Origin of the sequence: Helicobacter pullorum, from assembly GCF_900638355.1 — a bacterium.
Lineage (GTDB): Bacteria > Campylobacterota > Campylobacteria > Campylobacterales > Helicobacteraceae > Helicobacter_D > Helicobacter_D pullorum.
In genome coordinates, this window is the sequence record NZ_LR134509.1 from 95,999 (window position 1) to 113,572 (window position 17,574).

General features: G+C 36.6%; 21 protein-coding genes. 14 read left to right on the forward strand and 7 right to left on the reverse strand.

Annotated elements, in window-relative coordinates; genetic code table 11:
* Both EL247_RS00445 and nrfD read left to right on the forward strand, forming a co-directional pair.
* Complete coding sequence (locus tag EL247_RS00445) at positions 1-570, forward strand: 4Fe-4S dicluster domain-containing protein (protein ID WP_005021831.1); 570 nt, start codon at positions 1-3, stop codon at positions 568-570.
* Positions 567-1,529: an NrfD/PsrC family molybdoenzyme membrane anchor subunit gene (gene nrfD / locus EL247_RS00450; RefSeq protein WP_060662950.1), complete on the forward strand. Its 963-nt coding sequence runs from the start codon at positions 567-569 to the stop codon at positions 1,527-1,529. The genes EL247_RS00445 and nrfD overlap by 4 nt, the downstream gene beginning before the upstream one ends.
* Here the strand turns inward: nrfD and EL247_RS00455 are convergent.
* The 7 genes from EL247_RS00455 to glnA form a co-directional block, all read right to left on the reverse strand.
* The gene (locus tag EL247_RS00455) at positions 1,524-2,756 is read right to left on the reverse strand and encodes an aminoacetone oxidase family FAD-binding enzyme (RefSeq protein ID WP_104745412.1); all 1,233 of its coding nucleotides are present in this window, start codon (positions 2,754-2,756) and stop codon (positions 1,524-1,526) included. The genes nrfD and EL247_RS00455 overlap by 6 nt on opposite strands.
* Positions 2,740-3,666, reverse strand: a complete 927-nt coding sequence (gene accA, locus EL247_RS00460; RefSeq protein WP_005021834.1) for an acetyl-CoA carboxylase carboxyl transferase subunit alpha — start codon at positions 3,664-3,666, stop codon at positions 2,740-2,742. The genes EL247_RS00455 and accA overlap by 17 nt, the downstream gene beginning before the upstream one ends.
* 4 nt (positions 3,667-3,670) lie before the next feature.
* A complete protein-coding gene (locus tag EL247_RS00465) occupies positions 3,671-4,900 on the reverse strand; it encodes a beta-ketoacyl-ACP synthase II (RefSeq protein WP_005021836.1) in 1,230 nt (409 codons plus the stop codon).
* 55 nt (positions 4,901-4,955) lie between these two features.
* On the reverse strand, positions 4,956-5,189 hold the full coding sequence (gene acpP, locus EL247_RS00470) for an acyl carrier protein (protein ID WP_005021837.1): 234 nt from the start codon (positions 5,187-5,189) through the stop codon (positions 4,956-4,958).
* 66 nt (positions 5,190-5,255) lie between these two features.
* Positions 5,256-5,999, reverse strand: coding sequence for a 3-oxoacyl-ACP reductase FabG (gene fabG / locus EL247_RS00475; RefSeq protein WP_005021838.1), 744 nt, complete (start codon positions 5,997-5,999; stop codon positions 5,256-5,258).
* Between the two features lie 42 nt (positions 6,000-6,041).
* Positions 6,042-6,806, reverse strand: coding sequence for a YaaA family protein (locus EL247_RS00480; protein ID WP_126441908.1), 765 nt, complete (start codon positions 6,804-6,806; stop codon positions 6,042-6,044).
* Positions 6,807-6,852: 46 nt separating this feature from the next.
* On the reverse strand, positions 6,853-8,289 hold the full coding sequence (gene glnA / locus EL247_RS00485) for a type I glutamate--ammonia ligase (protein ID WP_005021841.1): 1,437 nt from the start codon (positions 8,287-8,289) through the stop codon (positions 6,853-6,855).
* A 308-nt stretch (positions 8,290-8,597) separates the two neighbouring features.
* Between glnA and EL247_RS00490 the strand changes: the two genes are divergently transcribed.
* From EL247_RS00490 to EL247_RS00540, 12 genes are all read left to right on the forward strand, one after another.
* On the forward strand, positions 8,598-8,936 hold the full coding sequence (locus tag EL247_RS00490) for an HMA2 domain-containing protein (protein WP_005021844.1): 339 nt from the start codon (positions 8,598-8,600) through the stop codon (positions 8,934-8,936).
* Complete coding sequence (locus EL247_RS00495) at positions 8,933-9,520, forward strand: ferritin-like domain-containing protein (RefSeq protein ID WP_104745411.1); 588 nt, start codon at positions 8,933-8,935, stop codon at positions 9,518-9,520. Before EL247_RS00490 ends, EL247_RS00495 begins: the two co-directional genes overlap by 4 nt.
* Positions 9,521-9,523: 3 nt before the next feature.
* On the forward strand, positions 9,524-9,754 hold the full coding sequence (locus EL247_RS00500; protein ID WP_005021849.1) for a hypothetical protein: 231 nt from the start codon (positions 9,524-9,526) through the stop codon (positions 9,752-9,754).
* A gap of 19 nt (positions 9,755-9,773) precedes the next feature.
* Positions 9,774-10,139: a hypothetical protein gene (locus tag EL247_RS00505; RefSeq protein WP_104745410.1), complete on the forward strand. Its 366-nt coding sequence runs from the start codon at positions 9,774-9,776 to the stop codon at positions 10,137-10,139.
* Positions 10,114-10,413: a hypothetical protein gene (locus tag EL247_RS08595; protein ID WP_005021855.1), complete on the forward strand. Its 300-nt coding sequence runs from the start codon at positions 10,114-10,116 to the stop codon at positions 10,411-10,413. Before EL247_RS00505 ends, EL247_RS08595 begins: the two co-directional genes overlap by 26 nt.
* 1 nt (position 10,414) lies before the next feature.
* Positions 10,415-12,544, forward strand: coding sequence for a heavy metal translocating P-type ATPase (locus EL247_RS00515; protein WP_126441909.1), 2,130 nt, complete (start codon positions 10,415-10,417; stop codon positions 12,542-12,544).
* Position 12,545: 1 nt separating this feature from the next.
* Entirely contained in the window at positions 12,546-12,674 is a 129-nt protein-coding gene (locus EL247_RS08685; protein ID WP_005021859.1) for a hypothetical protein, read from the forward strand.
* On the forward strand, positions 12,649-12,864 hold the full coding sequence (locus EL247_RS00520) for a hypothetical protein (RefSeq protein ID WP_005021861.1): 216 nt from the start codon (positions 12,649-12,651) through the stop codon (positions 12,862-12,864). Before EL247_RS08685 ends, EL247_RS00520 begins: the two co-directional genes overlap by 26 nt.
* 64 nt (positions 12,865-12,928) lie before the next feature.
* Positions 12,929-14,365, forward strand: a complete 1,437-nt coding sequence (locus tag EL247_RS00525; protein WP_104745409.1) for a TolC family protein — start codon at positions 12,929-12,931, stop codon at positions 14,363-14,365.
* The gene (locus EL247_RS00530) at positions 14,362-15,663 is read left to right on the forward strand and encodes an efflux RND transporter periplasmic adaptor subunit (protein ID WP_104745408.1); all 1,302 of its coding nucleotides are present in this window, start codon (positions 14,362-14,364) and stop codon (positions 15,661-15,663) included. Before EL247_RS00525 ends, EL247_RS00530 begins: the two co-directional genes overlap by 4 nt.
* A complete protein-coding gene (locus EL247_RS00535) occupies positions 15,663-16,352 on the forward strand; it encodes an ABC transporter ATP-binding protein (RefSeq protein ID WP_104745407.1) in 690 nt (229 codons plus the stop codon). Before EL247_RS00530 ends, EL247_RS00535 begins: the two co-directional genes overlap by 1 nt.
* Positions 16,349-17,569: an ABC transporter permease gene (locus EL247_RS00540; protein WP_104745406.1), complete on the forward strand. Its 1,221-nt coding sequence runs from the start codon at positions 16,349-16,351 to the stop codon at positions 17,567-17,569. Before EL247_RS00535 ends, EL247_RS00540 begins: the two co-directional genes overlap by 4 nt.
* The last annotated feature ends 5 nt before the right edge of the window (positions 17,570-17,574 follow it).

Sequence of the window (17,574 nt, forward strand, 5' to 3'; positions counted from 1 at the left end):
ATGGCAAAATATGCGATGATTCACGATTCTATAAAATGTATTGGTTGTCAAGGTTGCACGATTGCTTGTAGGAGCGAAAATGCAGTTCCTGATGGCTTTTTTAGGCTTAAAGTAAAAATGGATGGACCCCATGGAGTTTTTCCAAATTTGTCTTTTAATTATGTGAGGCATTCTTGTGAAATGTGCGAACATACGCCCTGTGTGACGGTTTGTCCAACCCATGCTTCATTTATGGATGAAGATGGGATTGTGGATATTGATGCAAATAAATGCGTGGGCTGTCTTTATTGTGTGGTGGCTTGCCCATATAATGCGCGTTATGTCAATCCAGAAACAAAAGTTCCAGATAAGTGTAATTTTTGTAAGCATACCCACCTAAAGCAATATGGAGAGCCTGCTTGTGTTGCAGTATGTCCGACAGATGCGTTGATTTTTGGGGATTTAGATGACCCAAATAGTCCGATTTTTGATATTTTATCCACAAAACCTTTTATCACAAACAAGCCACATTTGGGGACAAAGCCAAAATTATTTGTTATTCCTAACAACAAAGGAGGTATTGAGCTATGAATGAGATTTGGGGACCGGAGAATCCGAGTATTGTATGGCATTGGTTGATTGCAGTTTATTTGTTTTTGGCGGGATTATCGAGCGGGGCGATGATGACGGCTTTGAGTGTGGAGTGGATGAATCCACAAAAGAAAGCCCCATGGGACGCATTTGTAAGAGCGGGAGTTTTGATTGCTCCATTGACAATTATTTTGGGATTAGTGCTTTTGATTTTTGATTTGACAAAACCACTTAATTTTTATCGTTTGCTGATTACCTATAATTTTAGCTCGGTGATGTCTTTGGGGGTGTTGTTGCTTCTTTTTTATACTCCGCTTTCTGTGGTATATGCAGTGATGAGGTATAGAAATGCACTTGAAAATAGCTTTTTGGGCGGATTAATGAAAACATTTAGTGGAATCTTAGATTGGCTTGAAGCACATTCTCTTTGGTTTGGACGATTGGTATTTGCTTTGGCTGCGGGTGTGGGGGTTTATACAGGATTCCTTCTTTCTGCGGTGCAAACATTCCCTCTTTATAATAGTCCTATTTTGCCTATTTTATTTCTTGCAAGTGGTTTATCTAGCGGAATTGCAGCTTGTATCTGTGTGGGATTGTTGTTTTTTGAAAAAGAAGTTTCACAAAATACTACTAAATATCTTTTGACAATGGATTTGCGGGTTATTCCTATTGAATCTTTGTTACTTTTTGCACTTTTTGTGGGTTTATATTTTCAAGGAGGAGAAAAAGCAATAGCCGCAATTACTGCTTTAAGTGTTGGGGCTTGGGCGTGGGTATTTTGGCTTGGAGTGATTGGCTTTAGTGTGGTTATTCCGAGCGTGATTGCATTAACCGCACTTAAAAATCATGCCTATAAGGTTAATTTCATTCTTTTGAATGCGGTTTCTATTATGATTGGGGTTTTTGCATTAAGAATGTATATTTTGTATGCAGGGCAATTGCATTTGGGAATTTTATAATCCCCTTTGTGCTAAGTGGGTGCTTATGGCTTTTGTACAAGCCCATGCACTAGCCCACGCAAAAGCAAGATTGTAGCCACCTCTATTGCCAACTATATCTAGCATTTCTCCGATGAGATAGAGATTTTTAAACTTTTTGCTTTCAAAAGTTTGTTTTGAAATTTCATTTCCACTTACACCGCCTCCGCTAACTTCCGCACTTTCAAAGCCATAATAACTTGGAGAATCTAAAAGTAGGTTTTTGAGTGTGTAGATTGTGTGTTTGATGGTTTTTGTGTTGGTGATTTTTAATTTGAGATTCTCGCTTAATAGTTGAGCTAGTTTGGGGTGAATAAAGCCGCTTAAAATTTCTTTTGTGCTTCTATTTGGGTAGCTTTTGATAAGATAAATCAAAGACTTTTCAAGTTGTTGGGAGGAAAAATTAGGCAATAAATCTAAGATGATTTTTGGATTTTTGGCTTGGTGCAAATAGGATGAAAGGTCCAAAATGCCAAAGCCAGATACTCCATAATTGGTAAAAAGTATATCATCATGGGTTTTAAATAAAGTGGAATCATCGTCCTTTAGGGTGATGTTTGCTTTGATTTTAATACCGCTTAGATTGTTAATAGCAGTAGAGTTGAGTTTAAGAGGGACTAAAGAAGGGTAGGTGGGTAGAATCTCTAATCCTAATTTTTGAGCCAGAAGTAAGCCTTTGTCGCTTCCTCCGAGTTTTGGTGAGGCTTCACTGCCACAAGCAAGAATAACATGTGAAAAAGTATAAGAATTTTGGGTGCTTTGGAGGCAAAAAGATTCTTCTTTGTAAGAAAGAGAAAGAATTTCTTCTTGCAACTTTAAGGAAATATGAGATTCTTTGAGCAAGGATTCAAAGATATTGATGACAGATTTTGCACTGCTAGAGGCTGGATAGATTTTGCCATTATCTTTGCATTCTAAGAATAATCCGATTTTTTTGCAATGCTTTTCAAAAGCAAAATAATCAAAATTATTAAGAATAGTTTGGATTTCTTGAGGGGTGAAACTTGTGCTTTGGTAGTATGAGTGTTTTAGGTTTTTATTGTGAATGTTGCAATGCCCATTACCAGTGGCTAGGAGTTTTTTGCCAAGGGTTTTATTTTTGTCAAAAAGAATAAGGGGAATCTTCAAAGAAGCAAGCAAGGTTGCACAAAAGATTCCACTAGCACCTGCACCGATGATAGCTATTTTGAAATTATTGGAAACTCCCATAAGACATTAGCTTATCATAGCGTGTTTGCAGATAGTTTTTATCATTTTGAATCTCTTTTAGTGAATTTAAAAAATATTCTTTGATGGCTTGTGCGGCTCCTTCTTTGTCTCTATGTGCTCCAATGATTGGCTCTTTGATGATATCATCAATGAGTTTTGCGGCTTTTAATTCATTAGGCGTAATTTTGAGTGCTTGCGTGGCATTTTCAATTTTACTTGGGTCATTCCATAAAATTGCCGCACAGCCCTCTGGGGAGATTACGCTAAATACAGAGTATTCCATCATTGCAAGCCTATCAGCAACACTAATAGCTAAAGCTCCGCCGCTTCCTCCCTCGCCTATAACAATAGAGATTGTGGGGATTTTAAGTTGGCTAAATTCTTGAAGATTCTTTGCAATGGCTTCACTTTGCCCTCTTTCTTCTGCACCAACTCCGGGATATGCACCGGGCGTATCTACAAACATTAAAAGCGGAATTTCAAATTTTTCAGCCATTTTTGCAACACGCAAGGCTTTGCGATAGCCTTCTGGGTTTGGCATACCAAAATTTCTTTGCAGTTTGTTTTTGGTCCCTCTACCTTTTTCTTCGCCAATTACCATTACTTTTTGATGGTCAATTTTCCCCAAAAAACAAACAATGGCATTATCATCGCTAAAATGTCTATCGCCATGAATTTCTATTGAATCTTTTAATAAAATTCCTATATAATCCATCGCATAGGGTCTATCAGGGTGTCTAGCTAATTGTAGCTTTTGGTAATCTGAGAGATTTGAATAAACTCTTTCTACTTCTTTTTCTAAATCTTTTTGAAGAATCTCTATGGCGTGTGTATCACCCTTGAGTTGGGCAGTCGCGATATTTTCTTGAAGTGTTTTGATTTTGAGTTCGAAATCTAAATAGGTTGCCACTTTTTTACACTCTTTTGAAAATCACTACCCCATTGGTCCCACCAAAACCAAAGGAATTGCTCATAATTGTGTCAATTTTTGCTTCTCTAGCAACATTTGGAATATAATCTAAATCGCAATCGGGGTCTTTTTGCGTTTGATTGATTGTTGGGGGCAATATTCCTTTTTGCATTGCCATAATAGAAATGACTGCCTCTAGTCCTCCAGCAGCACCAAGACAATGCCCAATTTGTCCTTTTGTTGAGCTTACAGGAGGGACAGAACCATTGAATACTTTTTTTAATGCCAATGTTTCATAGTAATCGTTGTATTTGGTGCTAGTCCCGTGTGCATTGATATAATCAACTTGAGTATTTGCCATAGCAAGTGCCGCTTTCATTGCTCTATAAGCACCTTCTCCTTCGGGAGCTGGTGTAGTAATGTGATTTGCATCTCCGCTTTCACCAAATCCAACTAATTCTGCATAAATTTTAGCACCCCTAGCTTTTGCGATTTCATAATCTTCCAATACAAGAGCCGCAGCCCCTTCTCCCATAACAAAACCACTTCTTTGTGCATCAAAAGGTCTTGAAGCGAGTTGTGGTTCATCATTCCTATCACAAAGTGCTTTCATCGCTGCAAATCCACCAATTCCAACTCCACATATCGCAGATTCCGCTGCCACTACAAGCATTCTATCTGCGCTATTTAACATAATAGTTTTAGCAGCTTCAATAATGCCATGAGTCCCTGCCGCACACGCTGTAACGCTTGCTAGATTTGGTCCTTTTAGTGAAAAATCAATCGAGATAAATCCACCAAGCATATTAACTAATGCAGAAGGAATAAAAAATGGAGAAATGCGTCTAGGACCTTTTTCAAAATTAATTACAGAGTTTTTTTCGATATTTCCTAATCCGCCAATACCAGAAGCGGAGCTGATTCCAAATCTTTCGCCATCTACAAGTAAATTCTTTTGTGAATCTACTAGCCCGCTATCTTCCATAGCTTCTTTGGAGGCTTTAATGCCAAGCTGAATAAATCGGTCTGCTTTTTTGACTTCTTTAGCATCCATTACGCTATTTGGATCAAAATCCGTAATTTCTGCAGCAATTTTTACGGGAAATTCCGAAGCGTCAAAAGAGGAGATTGTTTTAATTCCACATTTTCCTTCGATAATAGCTCTAAAAGAATCTTCTCTATTTAATCCCAAAGAATTAATCATTCCTATTCCTGTAACTACTACTCTTCGCATTTTCTATCCTCGCATATATAATTTTGTGTATGCCAAAAAGGCATACTTTGTGTTTTTAGTTTTTTGCTTTTTCGATATAAGCTACAATATCGCCAACGGTTGAAATTTTTTCTGCATCTTCATCAGGCACATTAATATCAAATTTTTCTTCTAATGCCATAACAAGCTCTACAACATCCAAAGAATCTGCACCTAAATCTTCTACAAATCTTGATTCAGGCTTTATTTCACCTTCATTTACATTGAGCTGCTCTACTACAACTGCCTTTACATCATCAAAAATTGCCATTTAAATCTCCTTACAAAAATTCATAAATTGTTATTGTATCTAAGTTTTTCTTAAAAAAATTAAATTTTACATATATAATCCGCCATTTACTTTTAAAACCTCGCCAGTGATATAGTTTGCGTGGTCTGAAAGTAAAAATGCAACTGCTCCTGCAACCTCTTTCCCATTTCCAAATCTGCCTAGTGGAATATTTGCAGCATAAGAAGCTTTGATTTCTTCTTTTAGGTTTTCTGTCATATCGCTTTGAATGAATCCCGGAGTAATGCAATTAAAACGGATTGCTTTGCTTCCACCTTCTTTGGCAAAGGATTTTGTCATAGCTATCATACCGCCTTTGCTAGCTGCATAATTGCATTGCCCAATGTTACCGATTTCTCCTATGATAGAGGCGATATTAACTACGCTACCATAACCTTGTTTTCGCATAATTTTTAATGCTTCTCTGCAACCAATAAAACAAGAAGTGAGATTAGCCTCTAAAACCCCATTAAAATCTTCTACCTGCATACGCATAGAAAGTTTATCGTTGGTAATGCCTGCATTATTGACAAGATAGCTTAATTCTCCATCGCTACTAAGAATTGCTTCTATCCCAGCGATAAAATCTTTTTCATTAGTTGCATCAAAGCAAATAACAGCGGCTTGTCCTCCATTATTTTCTATTTCTTTTTTGAGATTATCTGCAAGTTCGGGTTTGGAGCGATAATTAATCCACACTTTTAAGCCCATTTGAGCGAGTTCTTTTGCAATTTCTGCACCAATTCCTTTGCTTGCACCTGTGATTAAAACATTTTTTCCGCGAAATTTCATTCTCTTTCCTTATGTTTGTTAAAATCCAAATTATACACAAAATCAATCATTTTTTACTTCATAAGTTAAAAAGTTTTTTTGGATATTTTTGATTGTCTTTGTGTCAATATTGAGTAATTTTAAGCCTTGTATTTCTAGGTTTTTTAAGTCATTTAGGCTTTGTAGTTGGCTTTTGGCACATTCTTTGAGTAGAATCCCTCGATAGTGTTTGGCATAGTGGCTAACAACTTTTGAATTTTTGAGGAAAATGGGTTCATAGATGATAAAGTCTTGTGGCAACTCTAAACATTTTTGATAAAAACCTGCGCGTAAATCCAAAATTTCTTTTTCTTTGTTGAGGAAATTTAGGAAATTTGCTCGGTTTTGTTTGTAAAAATTTTTGGTATCAAAATCCAAAAATCCTTCACCTTGTTTTAAATCATAATAGGGAATTTTATCTTCTGCCCTAAGAATCCCAAAAAGATTCGAAAAAATCAGTACTCGCTGTTTGAGGTAATTTTGTTCTTTTGTGTTTAGAGCAAGAAAATCTAGTGCTTTATAGGCTACTCCACTATAACGCAAAATAGAATCCACAATAGGGGAATTGAGAATATTTTGCGCTAGAGCAAGCTCTTCTAGGGGAATGTGCTTAGTCCCAAAAAGTTTTTGGATAGCATAATCATTGCTTGTTTGTAGATAAGAGGCGTATTTTTCTAAAACTTCTTGTAGATTTTGTGCCAAAAAGTTATCATAGAATATAGCTGTATTGAGAGTTTCTTTGGGGTGATGGAGGTGCTTTTTTTCACTTGGAGAAAATAAAAACCACATTGAAAACCTTGTTGGAGAATAAGCTTGAAGGCTAGGAAGTCGAATCCTAGCAACTATAAGTTGTTAAAAATTCAAATGGGTGTGGGCGTCCTTCCCAAGGCCAAATTTCTGTTTCAAATTTGAATTTTTTGTAAGTTTGAATAAATTCTTCAGAAAATACTGCTCCCTCTTTGAGATAAGCTCTATCTACAAGCATTTCTTCCACAGCGTGGCGTAAAGTGTGTGGGAGTTGTTTGATGCCTTTTTCGCGGATTTCATCAAGAGTTAATTCAAAGAGATTGACTTCCATAGGTTTGCCCGGATCGCATTTTTGTGTAATTCCATCAAGTCCAGCCATGAGTAATGCAGAAAATGCAAGATAAGGATTGCTAGAGCTATCAGGGAATCTAAATTCCATTCTCTTAGCTTTTTCTCCGCTATTATAGGGGATTCGGATACTAGCACTACGATTTTGTGCAGAATATGTAAGGATACTTGGTGCCTCAAAGCCCGGAATTAGTCTTTTATAAGAGTTTGTGCTTGCATTTGTAAAAGCTGCTAGTCCGCGCGCGTGTTTTAGCACTCCGCCTAGGAAGTGTAATGCCATTTCGCTTAAACCTTCGTATGCGTCCCCTGCAAAGAGGTTTTTCCCTTCTTTCCAAATGCTAATGTGTGTGTGCATTCCGCTGCCATTGTCGTTATAAAGTGGTTTTGGCATAAAAGTGGCAGTTTTGCCATTAAGGTGTGCAACCATTTTGACGACATATTTAAGCTTTTGGACATTGTCGGCTGCTTCGAGCATATCGCCAAATTTCACACCAATTTCACCTTGCCCTTGTGCTACTTCATGATGCACTACAAAAGTTTCTAAACCTACTTGATTAAGCACTTTAACCATTTCTGCACGGATATCTACCATAGAATCCACTGGAGCTACTGGGAAGTATCCCCCCTTTGTCCCAGGTCGATGCCCCATATTTACTCCATCAAATTCTTTGTCCCGATTCCATTCGCCTTCTTCTGTGTCGATTTCGTAATACTGGCAATTCACAGAATCTTTGATTTTGATAGAATCAAAGACAAAAAACTCATTTTCTGGTCCATAATATGCAACATCTCCAATCCCGCTCTCTTTTAGGTATTTCATTGCTCTTTTTACGATACTGCGAGGGCATTTCTCATAAGGTTCATTTTTGTAAATATCCCACACATCGCAGAAAACTACCATTGTTGTATCAGCGGTAAATGGGTCGATAAAATATCGCACAGGATCAGGAATCAAAATCATATCCGATTTATCTACAGGTTGCCAACCATGGATAGAACTCGCATCAAAAGGGATTCCTTCAAAACTGCTTTCATCAATTGCACTTGCACTAAAAGAAAGATGGTGCCATATGCCTTTGATATCTGTGAATCTAAAATCTATGAATTCAACTTCATTTGCTTTGCATTCTTCAAAAAACTTTGCTACAGCTTTTGTGTCTATTTGTGGTCGTTGCATTAATGTTCCCTTGTTAAAATTTTTTGGAATCTTAGCATTTTTTTTGTTATTTCTAAGTTAAGTTTTAATAAAAGTCTATAATGTTGAATCGATGAATGCAGAAAGGATATTTATAGTTATCATTATTATATGATAGTTAGCAATCAAAATCGTTGTTAATAGGCATTATTAAACTATGAGAATATCCCATAATTTATTTAATAGCATCAATATTTAAGTTTATATTAATGGTGTTGTATTATAATTCCTATTTTTGAGCTTAATATTTTGAAAATTTAGGGGAGATAATATCGTTGGGGGAGAAAAGTTTGATACAAAATTATTCTATCACGCCTCAAGACTTAGAAATGTTTGCAGAATATTTTTCTATTATTCACCATATTGATGGTAGAATCCGATTGCGTGCAAGTGCAAAATTAAAAAAATTCTTGCAAGAAAATGATACAATTAATCCCTTTAATATTTTAGAGGCAATAGAAGCTAGCCCTGCTATAAAATCTATCAAGTTTAATAAGATTATTGGCTCACTTACTATACAATATGATACTAATTTATTTGAGCCTATTTATTGGGAATCTTGCATAAAGGGTGAGAGGCTTGAGGAAATTGCCCAAAAAATTAATTTGATGATAAAAGAGATTGGATGACAACACAAGAGAAAATATTAATCGCATTAGATGACGAGTACAAGGCATATAGCTTTTATAACAAGGCTATGCAGCTTTATGGAATGCCTTTTGCGAATTTGTTTCAATCAGAGGCAAACCATATCAATGCTTTGAGTTTGCATTTGCAAAATCTCAATGTGCCAATTCCGCAGAATCCTTATGAAGATATTGTGATACCTAATACTTTATCAGAGGCTTTAGAAGCGGCAATAGAGAATGAAAATCAAAATATCGCACTTTATAATTCTTTGATTGAGGGGGAGCAAGATTCTTTGGTGCTTGATACTTTTTATCGTTTGCAAGCTGCTTCTTTTAACAATCACATTCCTTCACTCTTTAATGCTTTGAATGCAAATACTAGTTTGTTGGATAAAATCAATAATGGCAGAGCACTTTTGAGTGAGACAGGAGAAATTGTAGCGCAACTCCAAAATGGAGAGCTTACACAAGGGCAGTTGGAGGCTTTCCTCAATAAGCTTAATTATTCCCTTATGGGTGGAATGATTTTGGGAGCGTTTGGGGCGATTATTCTCAATGAATTTTTAAATCAAAATAAGGAGTAGATTATGGCATTACCATTTATCGCAGGTTTAGTAATCGGGTCTGGAGTAGCATTGTTATTTACCAAAAAAGATATGCTTCAAAAGGGAGTTGATTTTGCAAAAAGTTTTGCTAAGCTAGATGGGGAAGATTGTGCAAAACCTAAAAAAGACAATGAGAAAACTCCAAATAATAATGTAGAAGTGAAGCGGGTTGTTAGAAAAAGACTTACAAAAAAATCACAAAAAGTAGAATAAATAGCTTGAAGGATTATTGATGATAATAAATACAGGAATCCCGCGTTCTGTCGTTGGGCATACGATAAGTGGTTCAATTATCGGAGCTATGGTAAGCGGAGTTTATGAATATTCCAAATATAAAAAAGGTGAAGTGAGCAAAAGCGAAGCGATTAATACCACATTAAAAGCAACGCTTGAGGGAGGAATTATTGCAGCAAGTGGTATTGCAGCAACTAATGCACTTGGAAATCCTGCTAAAAAGCCTTTGTCAAATGTCCTAGAGGCAATGTCCTATGTAGCATTAGGGGTGGCTGGTGTATATGGAATCCAACAAGCTTTTAAGCAAAATTCACAAAATTTCACAACAAGGAGAGTAAATGACAAATCAACCAAATCCAAATAATCCCTATATACAAAATAATTCTACAAACACGCAGCAAAATGCAGATAAGCAAAACAATGGCATTTTGAATGTTTTTGGGGATCAAAACACACAAAAAGATTTTATCAAAGGTGCATTAATTGGTGCAGTGGCGACTTTTATTTTGACTAATGAAAATGCACAAAGAGCCATTTTCAAAGGATTTGCAAAAGTGAGCGGACTTTTTGAAGCAGGTATAGAGGAATTAAAAGAGCGTTATGAAGATGCCAAAGCAGAGGTAAATTCACAAGAATAAAATGTACACTCAATTTAAATACGCTCTAACGCTGAAACTTATCCATTCTACAAAGAATCGTGCAAGATTTAAATATTCTTGCTTGAAGGATTTTAGGGTTAATCCTATGCCTTTACGCATCGAATTAGATAGTCTTCCAGGGATTTTAAATGTGCGTATTAATACAATATTGAATAATATTATTGTTCAATATAATGGGGATTTAGAGCGGATTCAAGAAACAATCTATCAAATTTTATTGAAGCATATTAAGCAGTGCAATATCCAAAAAAATGAAGATAGCTATTTAGCGCTAAGAGATGAGATTCCAAGCTCGGCTGAAGTGGTAAGGGCTACAACAGCATTATTAGTTTCCCCTTTTTTGAATAGTTTGCCTCTTAAAATGGGATTTTCTCTTATTGCTTGTTTTCCTTTGCTTGTAAGTGGAATCAAAGAAACTTGGCAAAATGGCATTAATTCACGCACCCTAGAAGCAATGGCAGTGGCAATTTCCCTCTATTTGAGAGATTTTAAAACGGCTAATTCTACAAATTTTATGTTGGCACTTGGTGAATATATCGAAGAAATTACAATGTATAAGAGTGATGATTTAATCAAAGAGCTTTCTAAGCCAACTGGCGGAAATGCGTGGATTGAAGTTAGGGACAAAAATGGAATTTCTCTTAAACAAGTGTCAAGTGAGGAATTAAAGATTGGGGATATTGTCGTTATAGGAGCGGGGGAAACGATTTTGATTGATGGGCATATCATCAAAGGGGAAGCGTTAGTTAATCAAATTTCTATGACAGGGGAGGCTACTCCAACTTACAAAGGTAGAGGGGATAGAGTTTTATCTGGCACAATTGTCCAAGAAGGCAATATTAGGGTATGGGCAGAAAGTGTGGGCGGTGATACCGCAATGGCAAGAATTAAAAATTATATTGAAGAAACTTTGGTGCAAAAATCCGCAAAAGAATTAAGTGCTTCTAAGATGGCAGATTCTTTAGTCCCTATTACTTTGGGATTGTCTATTTTTTCTTATCTTTTTACGCGAGATTTAATGCGTGCTGCAAGTGTTTTGCAGGCAGATTATTCTTGTGCGTTGAAGCTAACTACGCCCGTGGCTTTTAAATCTGCTATTTCAAGTGCGGGGAAAGAAGGGATTATTATAAAGGGTGCAAAAAGCCTAGAATCTTTGCAAATGAGCGAAGTGTTTATTTTTGACAAAACAGGCACTCTAACCAAAGGGGATTTGGAGGTTTTGGAAGTTTATTCTTTTTCAAAAGAGTGGAATGAAGATTTGATTTTGAATCTTGCTGCAAGTATCGAAGAGCATTATTTTCACCCTGTCGCACAAGCAGTAGTAAAAGCCGCAAAGGAAAAGGAATTTGTGCATTTTCATCACGATGAAGTTACTTTTATTGTCGCACATGGGGTAAAAAGTGAAATTAATGGCAAGAGCGTTGTGATTGGAAGTCGGCATTTTTTGGAAGATGATGAGGGGATTTCTTTTATCCAGCATCAAAATGAAATACAAAAAATCTTAAAAAGAGGCGAAACCCCGCTTTTTATTGGTTATGATTCTAAGCTGTTGGGTGTAATTTTGCTCAAAGACATTTTGAGAGAAAATTCTAAGAGAGCTTTGGAGAGATTGAGGCAAAGCGGGGTAAAAGAAATTATTATGCTAACAGGCGATACCAAACAAAAAGCCGCACAAATTGCAAAAGAGCTTGGGATAAATCGCTATTATGCTGAGCTTTTACCCACGCAAAAAGCAGAGATTTTAGAGCAAATTATGCAAGAGGGCAAAAAGGTTGCTTTTGTGGGCGATGGCATTAATGATGCACCCGCACTCATTAAGGCTGATACAGGTATAGGAATGCACAAAGGGGCGGATATTGCTAAAGCAAGTGCCGATGTTGTTTTGTTGCGTGATGATATTGAAGCGGTAGCTGAAGCAAGGGAGCTTGCTATTGCATGCCTTAATAAAGTGCAGAGGAATTTTAAAATTACAGTGGGAATTAATAGTTTGATTTTGGGATTGGCGACTTTTGGCAAACTTTCTGCGATTCAAACAGCCTTTGCACATAATGGCACAACCATTGCACTTTTGTTTAATGCGATTCAAAAAATCAAAGTAAAAAAGGAATAAAATGTATTTCATCTTATGGGCAGCGACTGCTGTAAGTGGAGCTTTGATGGCAAAAACGATTCATCAAAGTTATAAAAAATATCAAAAATACACAAAGAAGAAATATGAAAAAAACGAAGCTAGAAACTAAAAGAGAAATTGCAAAGATTGGAATGGCTACAAGCTTATTTTTAACAGCAGGAAGCACAATGTTTTTAAAAAATAAAGCAGCTAGACGCTTGCATATTGGTGCTGGAATCGCGTTGATTGGATTTTCTTTGTGGCATACTTCTCTGTATCCTAAAGAAAAAAAATCCACAAAGAAGCTGGAAAAATCTTAAAATTTCACATTCCCTTTATTTTTCTGTGCTATGATTTTAATCAATTAAAAAATAAGGTATTAATTTGTTTCGGATAATTTTGGGAATAGTTGTTTTTATTGTTTTTGTGGGTTGTTCTACAAAGCTCCCAACTGATGCAGAAATTACGCAAAAAATTCCACAAGAATTTGCTAATCAAAGTATTTTAGAGCAAATTTCTAAACAAAATCGCACTCAAGAGATTTTGCCTCCACAAGAGCAAATCAAGATTCTTTTTGAGGATGAGGTGTTCAATGAATTAGTGGAAATTGCCATTAAGCAAAATATGGATTTACAGATTGCCAAAGCTAGAATCCTTCAAGTGCGTAGCCAGTTAAAAAGTGCGTGGGGTGAGTTATTTCCTCAAGTGAGTGCAAATCTTAGTGCCACAGATAGTCATTCTAGGGGGAATTCTTCTAGTCTTAATGGAAGCTCTATTGTAGAATCTTCTAGCCAAAATACGCAAATTGGTGCAACACTTTCGTGGGAAGTGGATTTGTTTGGTCGTTTAAATGCGGCTAAAAATGCTCAAGAATCTTTTTATTATCAATCTTTAGAAGATTTATCTAATGCGCAAATTACGCTTTTGGGGGATTTGGCAAATCTTTATTTTACACTTAGGGAGACTTCTTTAAATATTGTGCTAACCAAAGAAAATATTTTGTATTATCAGGATATTTTGGAATTAACGCGTCTTAAAGTCGAGAATGGATTGCTTGATAGCACAGAGCTTTTTGATGCTCAAGATATGCTAACTGATGAACAAAATACATTAGAGCAGCTAAAAACTTTGCAAGAAGAAACTAAAAATGCACTTTTGGTTTTGCTAGATATTAAGAATCTGCCTTTTAATTTAGTCGGGAATTATCATTTTGTTATCCCAAATAATTTTTCGCTTCAGACTACTCCAGCGGATGTTTTGCTTTTTCGCCCGGATATCAAGGCATCTATCCAGAGTTTTTATGCACAAGTTTATACTAAGGCTAATGCCAAAGCAAGCCTTTTTCCGATTCTTTCTTTGAGTGCGGATTTGAGTGATGTGTTGGGTTCATCAGAGGGCAATGCTGGGAATCTTGCATGGAGTTTGGCAGCAAGTTTGGCAGCCCCGATTTTAAATCGCACGCAGCTAACGCAAAATTATTTTTTACAAGATGCTATTTTGCAAGAGACTTACTTAACTTTGCAAAAGAATCTCAATACCGCATTAGGTGAAATTGAAAATGCTATTTTTAATACCAAAAGCACAGAATTGCAAACTCAAAACAATCAGCAAAGATTGGAAAATGCAAAAAGTTATTATGAATTTTCAGCTAATAGGCGTTCAATTGGGTTGATTGATGAGTTAGAACATCTTACTAACAAAGCATCGCTTAACAATTCCCAAAAGAATCTCAATACCTCTAAAAATTCTCAATTACAAGCCATAATAGTTTTGTTTAAGGCTTTTGGTGGAAATTTCTATCTTTCAAAGGAAGCAAAATGACAGATACACAAAATATTTTAAATACTATCAATCCCAAAAGAAATTATAAAAAAATGTTTTTATTGTGGGGAATGGTGTGTGCGATTTTTGTTGTTATAGTGGGTGGAATTTATTGGTGGAATAATAGAAAACCTGATATTACCTATGAGACACAAAAGGCATTTATGGGGGATATTTCAAGCACAATTAGTGCTAATGGAACTCTCTCGCCAACTAATGAAGTTTCAATTGGAACAGTAATTTCTGGGATAGTGCTTGAGGTGTTAGTCGATGTGAATGATGAAGTGAAAAAGGGGCAGATTTTAGCAAGGATAGATCCAGAAAGTATTGAGCAAGATCTTTATCGCTACCAAGCTCAATTAGAAAGCGCAAAGGCTCAATTAAAAAGTGCAGAGGTGAGTTTAGATGAAAAAGAATGGCAATACAAACAATACCAAGATCTTTATCAAAAAACCAATGGCAAAACCCCATCTATTTTAGAGCTAGAAACAGCAAAAACTGCTTATAATGACGCTTTGAGTAATGTAGAAATAAGAAAGGCTAGTATTAAAGAAATTGAAACTTCGATTCGTTCTACTGAAGTTGATTTAAAAAATTCAAAAATCACAAGTCCAATTGATGGAGTGGTATTGCAGCGTTCTATCGAAGTTGGGCAGAGTGTGGCGGCAAGCTTTCAAGCGCCGGAATTTTTTATTGTTGCAGAAAGTTTGGAGGAAATGGAGCTAAATGCAAGCATTTCAGAGGCAGATATCGGCAAGGTGAAGGTGGGGCAGAAAGTAGAGTTTAGCGTAGATTCCTATCCTACAAAAATTTTTAAAGCAGCAGTAGATAGAGTAAATTATGGCTCTTCTAACGCCTCTAGTTCTTCTAGCTCTTCTTCTAGTTCCACGACTACCACTTCAAGTGAAATTGTGAGTTATGAGGCGAGAATTTATGTAGATAATAAAGATTTGCTTTTGCGTCCGGGAATGAGTGCGACAGCTGATATTGAAGTATCTAGTGCCAAAAATACTCTTCTTGTCCCATCAAGTGCGCTTTATTTTACCCCAAGTATCCAAACAGACAATAAAAAGAAATCGACCTCTTTTAATCCTTTTGCGCAGATGCGTCCAAAACGCGATAAAAAAACTAATATCCAACAAGAAGTTAGTAATGGAGCGGTATGGATTTTGGAAAATGGAAGCCCAAAAAAAGTAGAAGTAGAAGTGGGAATGAGTGATGGGCAAAATACGCAGATTTTTAGCGATGTTATCAAGCCAGAAATGCTTGTCATTACAGGTCAAAAACAAGGGAAATAATGGGATTTATCAAATTAATTGATATTCATAAAAGCTATGGGAAGCCCCCAAATGTTTTTGAGGCATTAAGGGGCGTGAATCTTGAAATCTCTCAAGGGGAATTTGTCGCATTAATGGGACCTAGTGGGAGCGGTAAATCTACAATGGCAAATATTCTTGGTTGTCTTGATAGTCCAACAAATGGGATTTATGATTTTTGTGGAGTGAATGTTTGTGATTTGAATCTCAAACAAAAAGCACTTTTAAGGCGGCATTATATCGGCTTTATATTTCAGGGATTTAATTTGCTCCCGCGGACAACAGCGCTAGAAAATGTTGAATTGCCATTGCTTTATAGGCAAGTCCCCAAAAAGGAGCGTCTTAGGCTATCTATGGAGGCATTAGAAATGGTGGGATTAGATAAGTGGTATAACCATAGTAGCAATGAGCTAAGTGGTGGGCAGCAGCAGAGGGTGGCTATTGCTAGGGCTATTGCCTCTAAACCGCTTTTTTTGCTTGCAGATGAACCAACTGGGAATCTTGATACCAAAAGAAGTATTGAAATTATGGAGATTTTATCTCGTTTGAATTTGGAATCTAAAATCACTATTTTGATGGTAACCCACGAGCCAGATATGGCAAAGTATGCCACAAGAGAAATTGTCTTTTTAGATGGCAAAGTGCGGTCAGATTCAAAGGTGACAAAATGATCTTAAATGCTTTTTTCTTGGCTTTTAGGCAGATTCGTAGGAATTTTTTGCGTGCGATTCTTACAATGCTTGGCGTGATTATCGGTGTTGGGGCGGTGATTATTATGATAACTCTTGGTAATGGTACCACGCAAGTAATCACAGAGAGAATGAGTAGTCTTGGAAGCAATATTTTGTTGGTTTTCCCAGCACGCGATCAAACTCCCGGAAAGGGAGGAAGAAAGCAATTTATGCTACAAGATGTTGAGGATTTGGAATTGCAAATTGGGCATTTGGTGCGAGCAATTGCACCGCTCTCTTCCACAAGCGTTTTGGCTCAATTTCGTCAAGGTAATACCCAAACTCAAGCACAAGGTATCAATGCGGATTATTTTATCGCAACTAATTGGGAAGTAACGCAAGGGAGAAATTTCACCAAAGAAGAATATAGAGCAGGGAGCAATGTTTGCATTATTGGTGAGAGTGTGCGTAAGAATCTCTTTAATACAAACAATGTGAATCCTTTGGGTATGCGTATTAGGCTTGGAAGTATTGTCTGTGATTGTGTTGGGATTTTGGAGAGTAAGGGACAAGGTGCAATGGGAAATGATCAAGATGATGTGATTTTGTTGCCGCTCAAAACTTATCAACGCAGTATTTCAAAGTCTGATTCACTTTATAATATTAGCCGACTTATGATTTCGCTAAAAGATGAAGTGGATTCGACTATGGCAGTAGGGGAAATTATAGGGGCATTAAGGGGGATACGCAATATTCGCGAGGGTCAAAAAGATGATTTTGAGATTATGGATACAAAGCAAATTATTGAAATGATGAAAAGCACCACTGCCAACCTTACACTTTTTTTGGGAGCAATTGCTGGGGTAAGCTTGATTGTGGGTGGAATTGGGATTATGAATATTATGCTTGTTTCTGTTACAGAGAGGACTAAGGAAATTGGCACGCGTCTTGCTATTGGGGCTTTGGAAAGTGAGGTATTGTTGCAATTTTTGATTGAAGCAGTAACTTTGAGTTCGCTTGGAGGGCTTATTGGGATTATTTTGGCGTTTTTTGGCTCTCTTGGGATTAGCCATTTGATGCAGATTCCTTTTGATTTTGATTATAGTGTGGCATTGATTGCATTTATTTTTTCTGCATTTATTGGAATTTTGTTTGGGTATCTTCCTGCTAGGAGAGCTTCAAGGTTGAATCCTATTGATGCATTAAGGCATGAATAGCAATG

What these genes read in the sequence shown, in the direction of transcription:
- EL247_RS00455 (WP_104745412.1), bottom strand. Translation starts at nt 2,756, where the DNA reads ATGGGAGTTTCCAATAATTTCAAAATAGCTATCATCGGTGCAGGTGCT.
- acpP (WP_005021837.1), bottom strand. Translation starts at nt 5,189, where the DNA reads ATGGCAATTTTTGATGATGTAAAGGCAGTTGTAGTAGAGCAGCTCAAT.
- EL247_RS00515 (WP_126441909.1), top strand. Translation starts at nt 10,415, where the DNA reads ATGTACACTCAATTTAAATACGCTCTAACGCTGAAACTTATCCATTCT.
- fabG (WP_005021838.1), bottom strand. Translation starts at nt 5,999, where the DNA reads ATGAAATTTCGCGGAAAAAATGTTTTAATCACAGGTGCAAGCAAAGGA.
- EL247_RS00540 (WP_104745406.1), top strand. Translation starts at nt 16,349, where the DNA reads ATGATCTTAAATGCTTTTTTCTTGGCTTTTAGGCAGATTCGTAGGAAT.
- EL247_RS00535 (WP_104745407.1), top strand. Translation starts at nt 15,663, where the DNA reads ATGGGATTTATCAAATTAATTGATATTCATAAAAGCTATGGGAAGCCC.
- EL247_RS00465 (WP_005021836.1), bottom strand. Translation starts at nt 4,900, where the DNA reads ATGCGAAGAGTAGTAGTTACAGGAATAGGAATGATTAATTCTTTGGGA.
- EL247_RS00520 (WP_005021861.1), top strand. Translation starts at nt 12,649, where the DNA reads ATGAAAAAAACGAAGCTAGAAACTAAAAGAGAAATTGCAAAGATTGGA.
- nrfD (WP_060662950.1), top strand. Translation starts at nt 567, where the DNA reads ATGAATGAGATTTGGGGACCGGAGAATCCGAGTATTGTATGGCATTGG.
- EL247_RS08685 (WP_005021859.1), top strand. Translation starts at nt 12,546, where the DNA reads ATGTATTTCATCTTATGGGCAGCGACTGCTGTAAGTGGAGCTTTGATG.
- EL247_RS08595 (WP_005021855.1), top strand. Translation starts at nt 10,114, where the DNA reads ATGACAAATCAACCAAATCCAAATAATCCCTATATACAAAATAATTCT.
- EL247_RS00445 (WP_005021831.1), top strand. Translation starts at nt 1, where the DNA reads ATGGCAAAATATGCGATGATTCACGATTCTATAAAATGTATTGGTTGT.
- glnA (WP_005021841.1), bottom strand. Translation starts at nt 8,289, where the DNA reads ATGCAACGACCACAAATAGACACAAAAGCTGTAGCAAAGTTTTTTGAA.
- EL247_RS00505 (WP_104745410.1), top strand. Translation starts at nt 9,774, where the DNA reads ATGATAATAAATACAGGAATCCCGCGTTCTGTCGTTGGGCATACGATA.
- EL247_RS00480 (WP_126441908.1), bottom strand. Translation starts at nt 6,806, where the DNA reads ATGTGGTTTTTATTTTCTCCAAGTGAAAAAAAGCACCTCCATCACCCC.
- EL247_RS00495 (WP_104745411.1), top strand. Translation starts at nt 8,933, where the DNA reads ATGACAACACAAGAGAAAATATTAATCGCATTAGATGACGAGTACAAG.
- EL247_RS00500 (WP_005021849.1), top strand. Translation starts at nt 9,524, where the DNA reads ATGGCATTACCATTTATCGCAGGTTTAGTAATCGGGTCTGGAGTAGCA.
- EL247_RS00530 (WP_104745408.1), top strand. Translation starts at nt 14,362, where the DNA reads ATGACAGATACACAAAATATTTTAAATACTATCAATCCCAAAAGAAAT.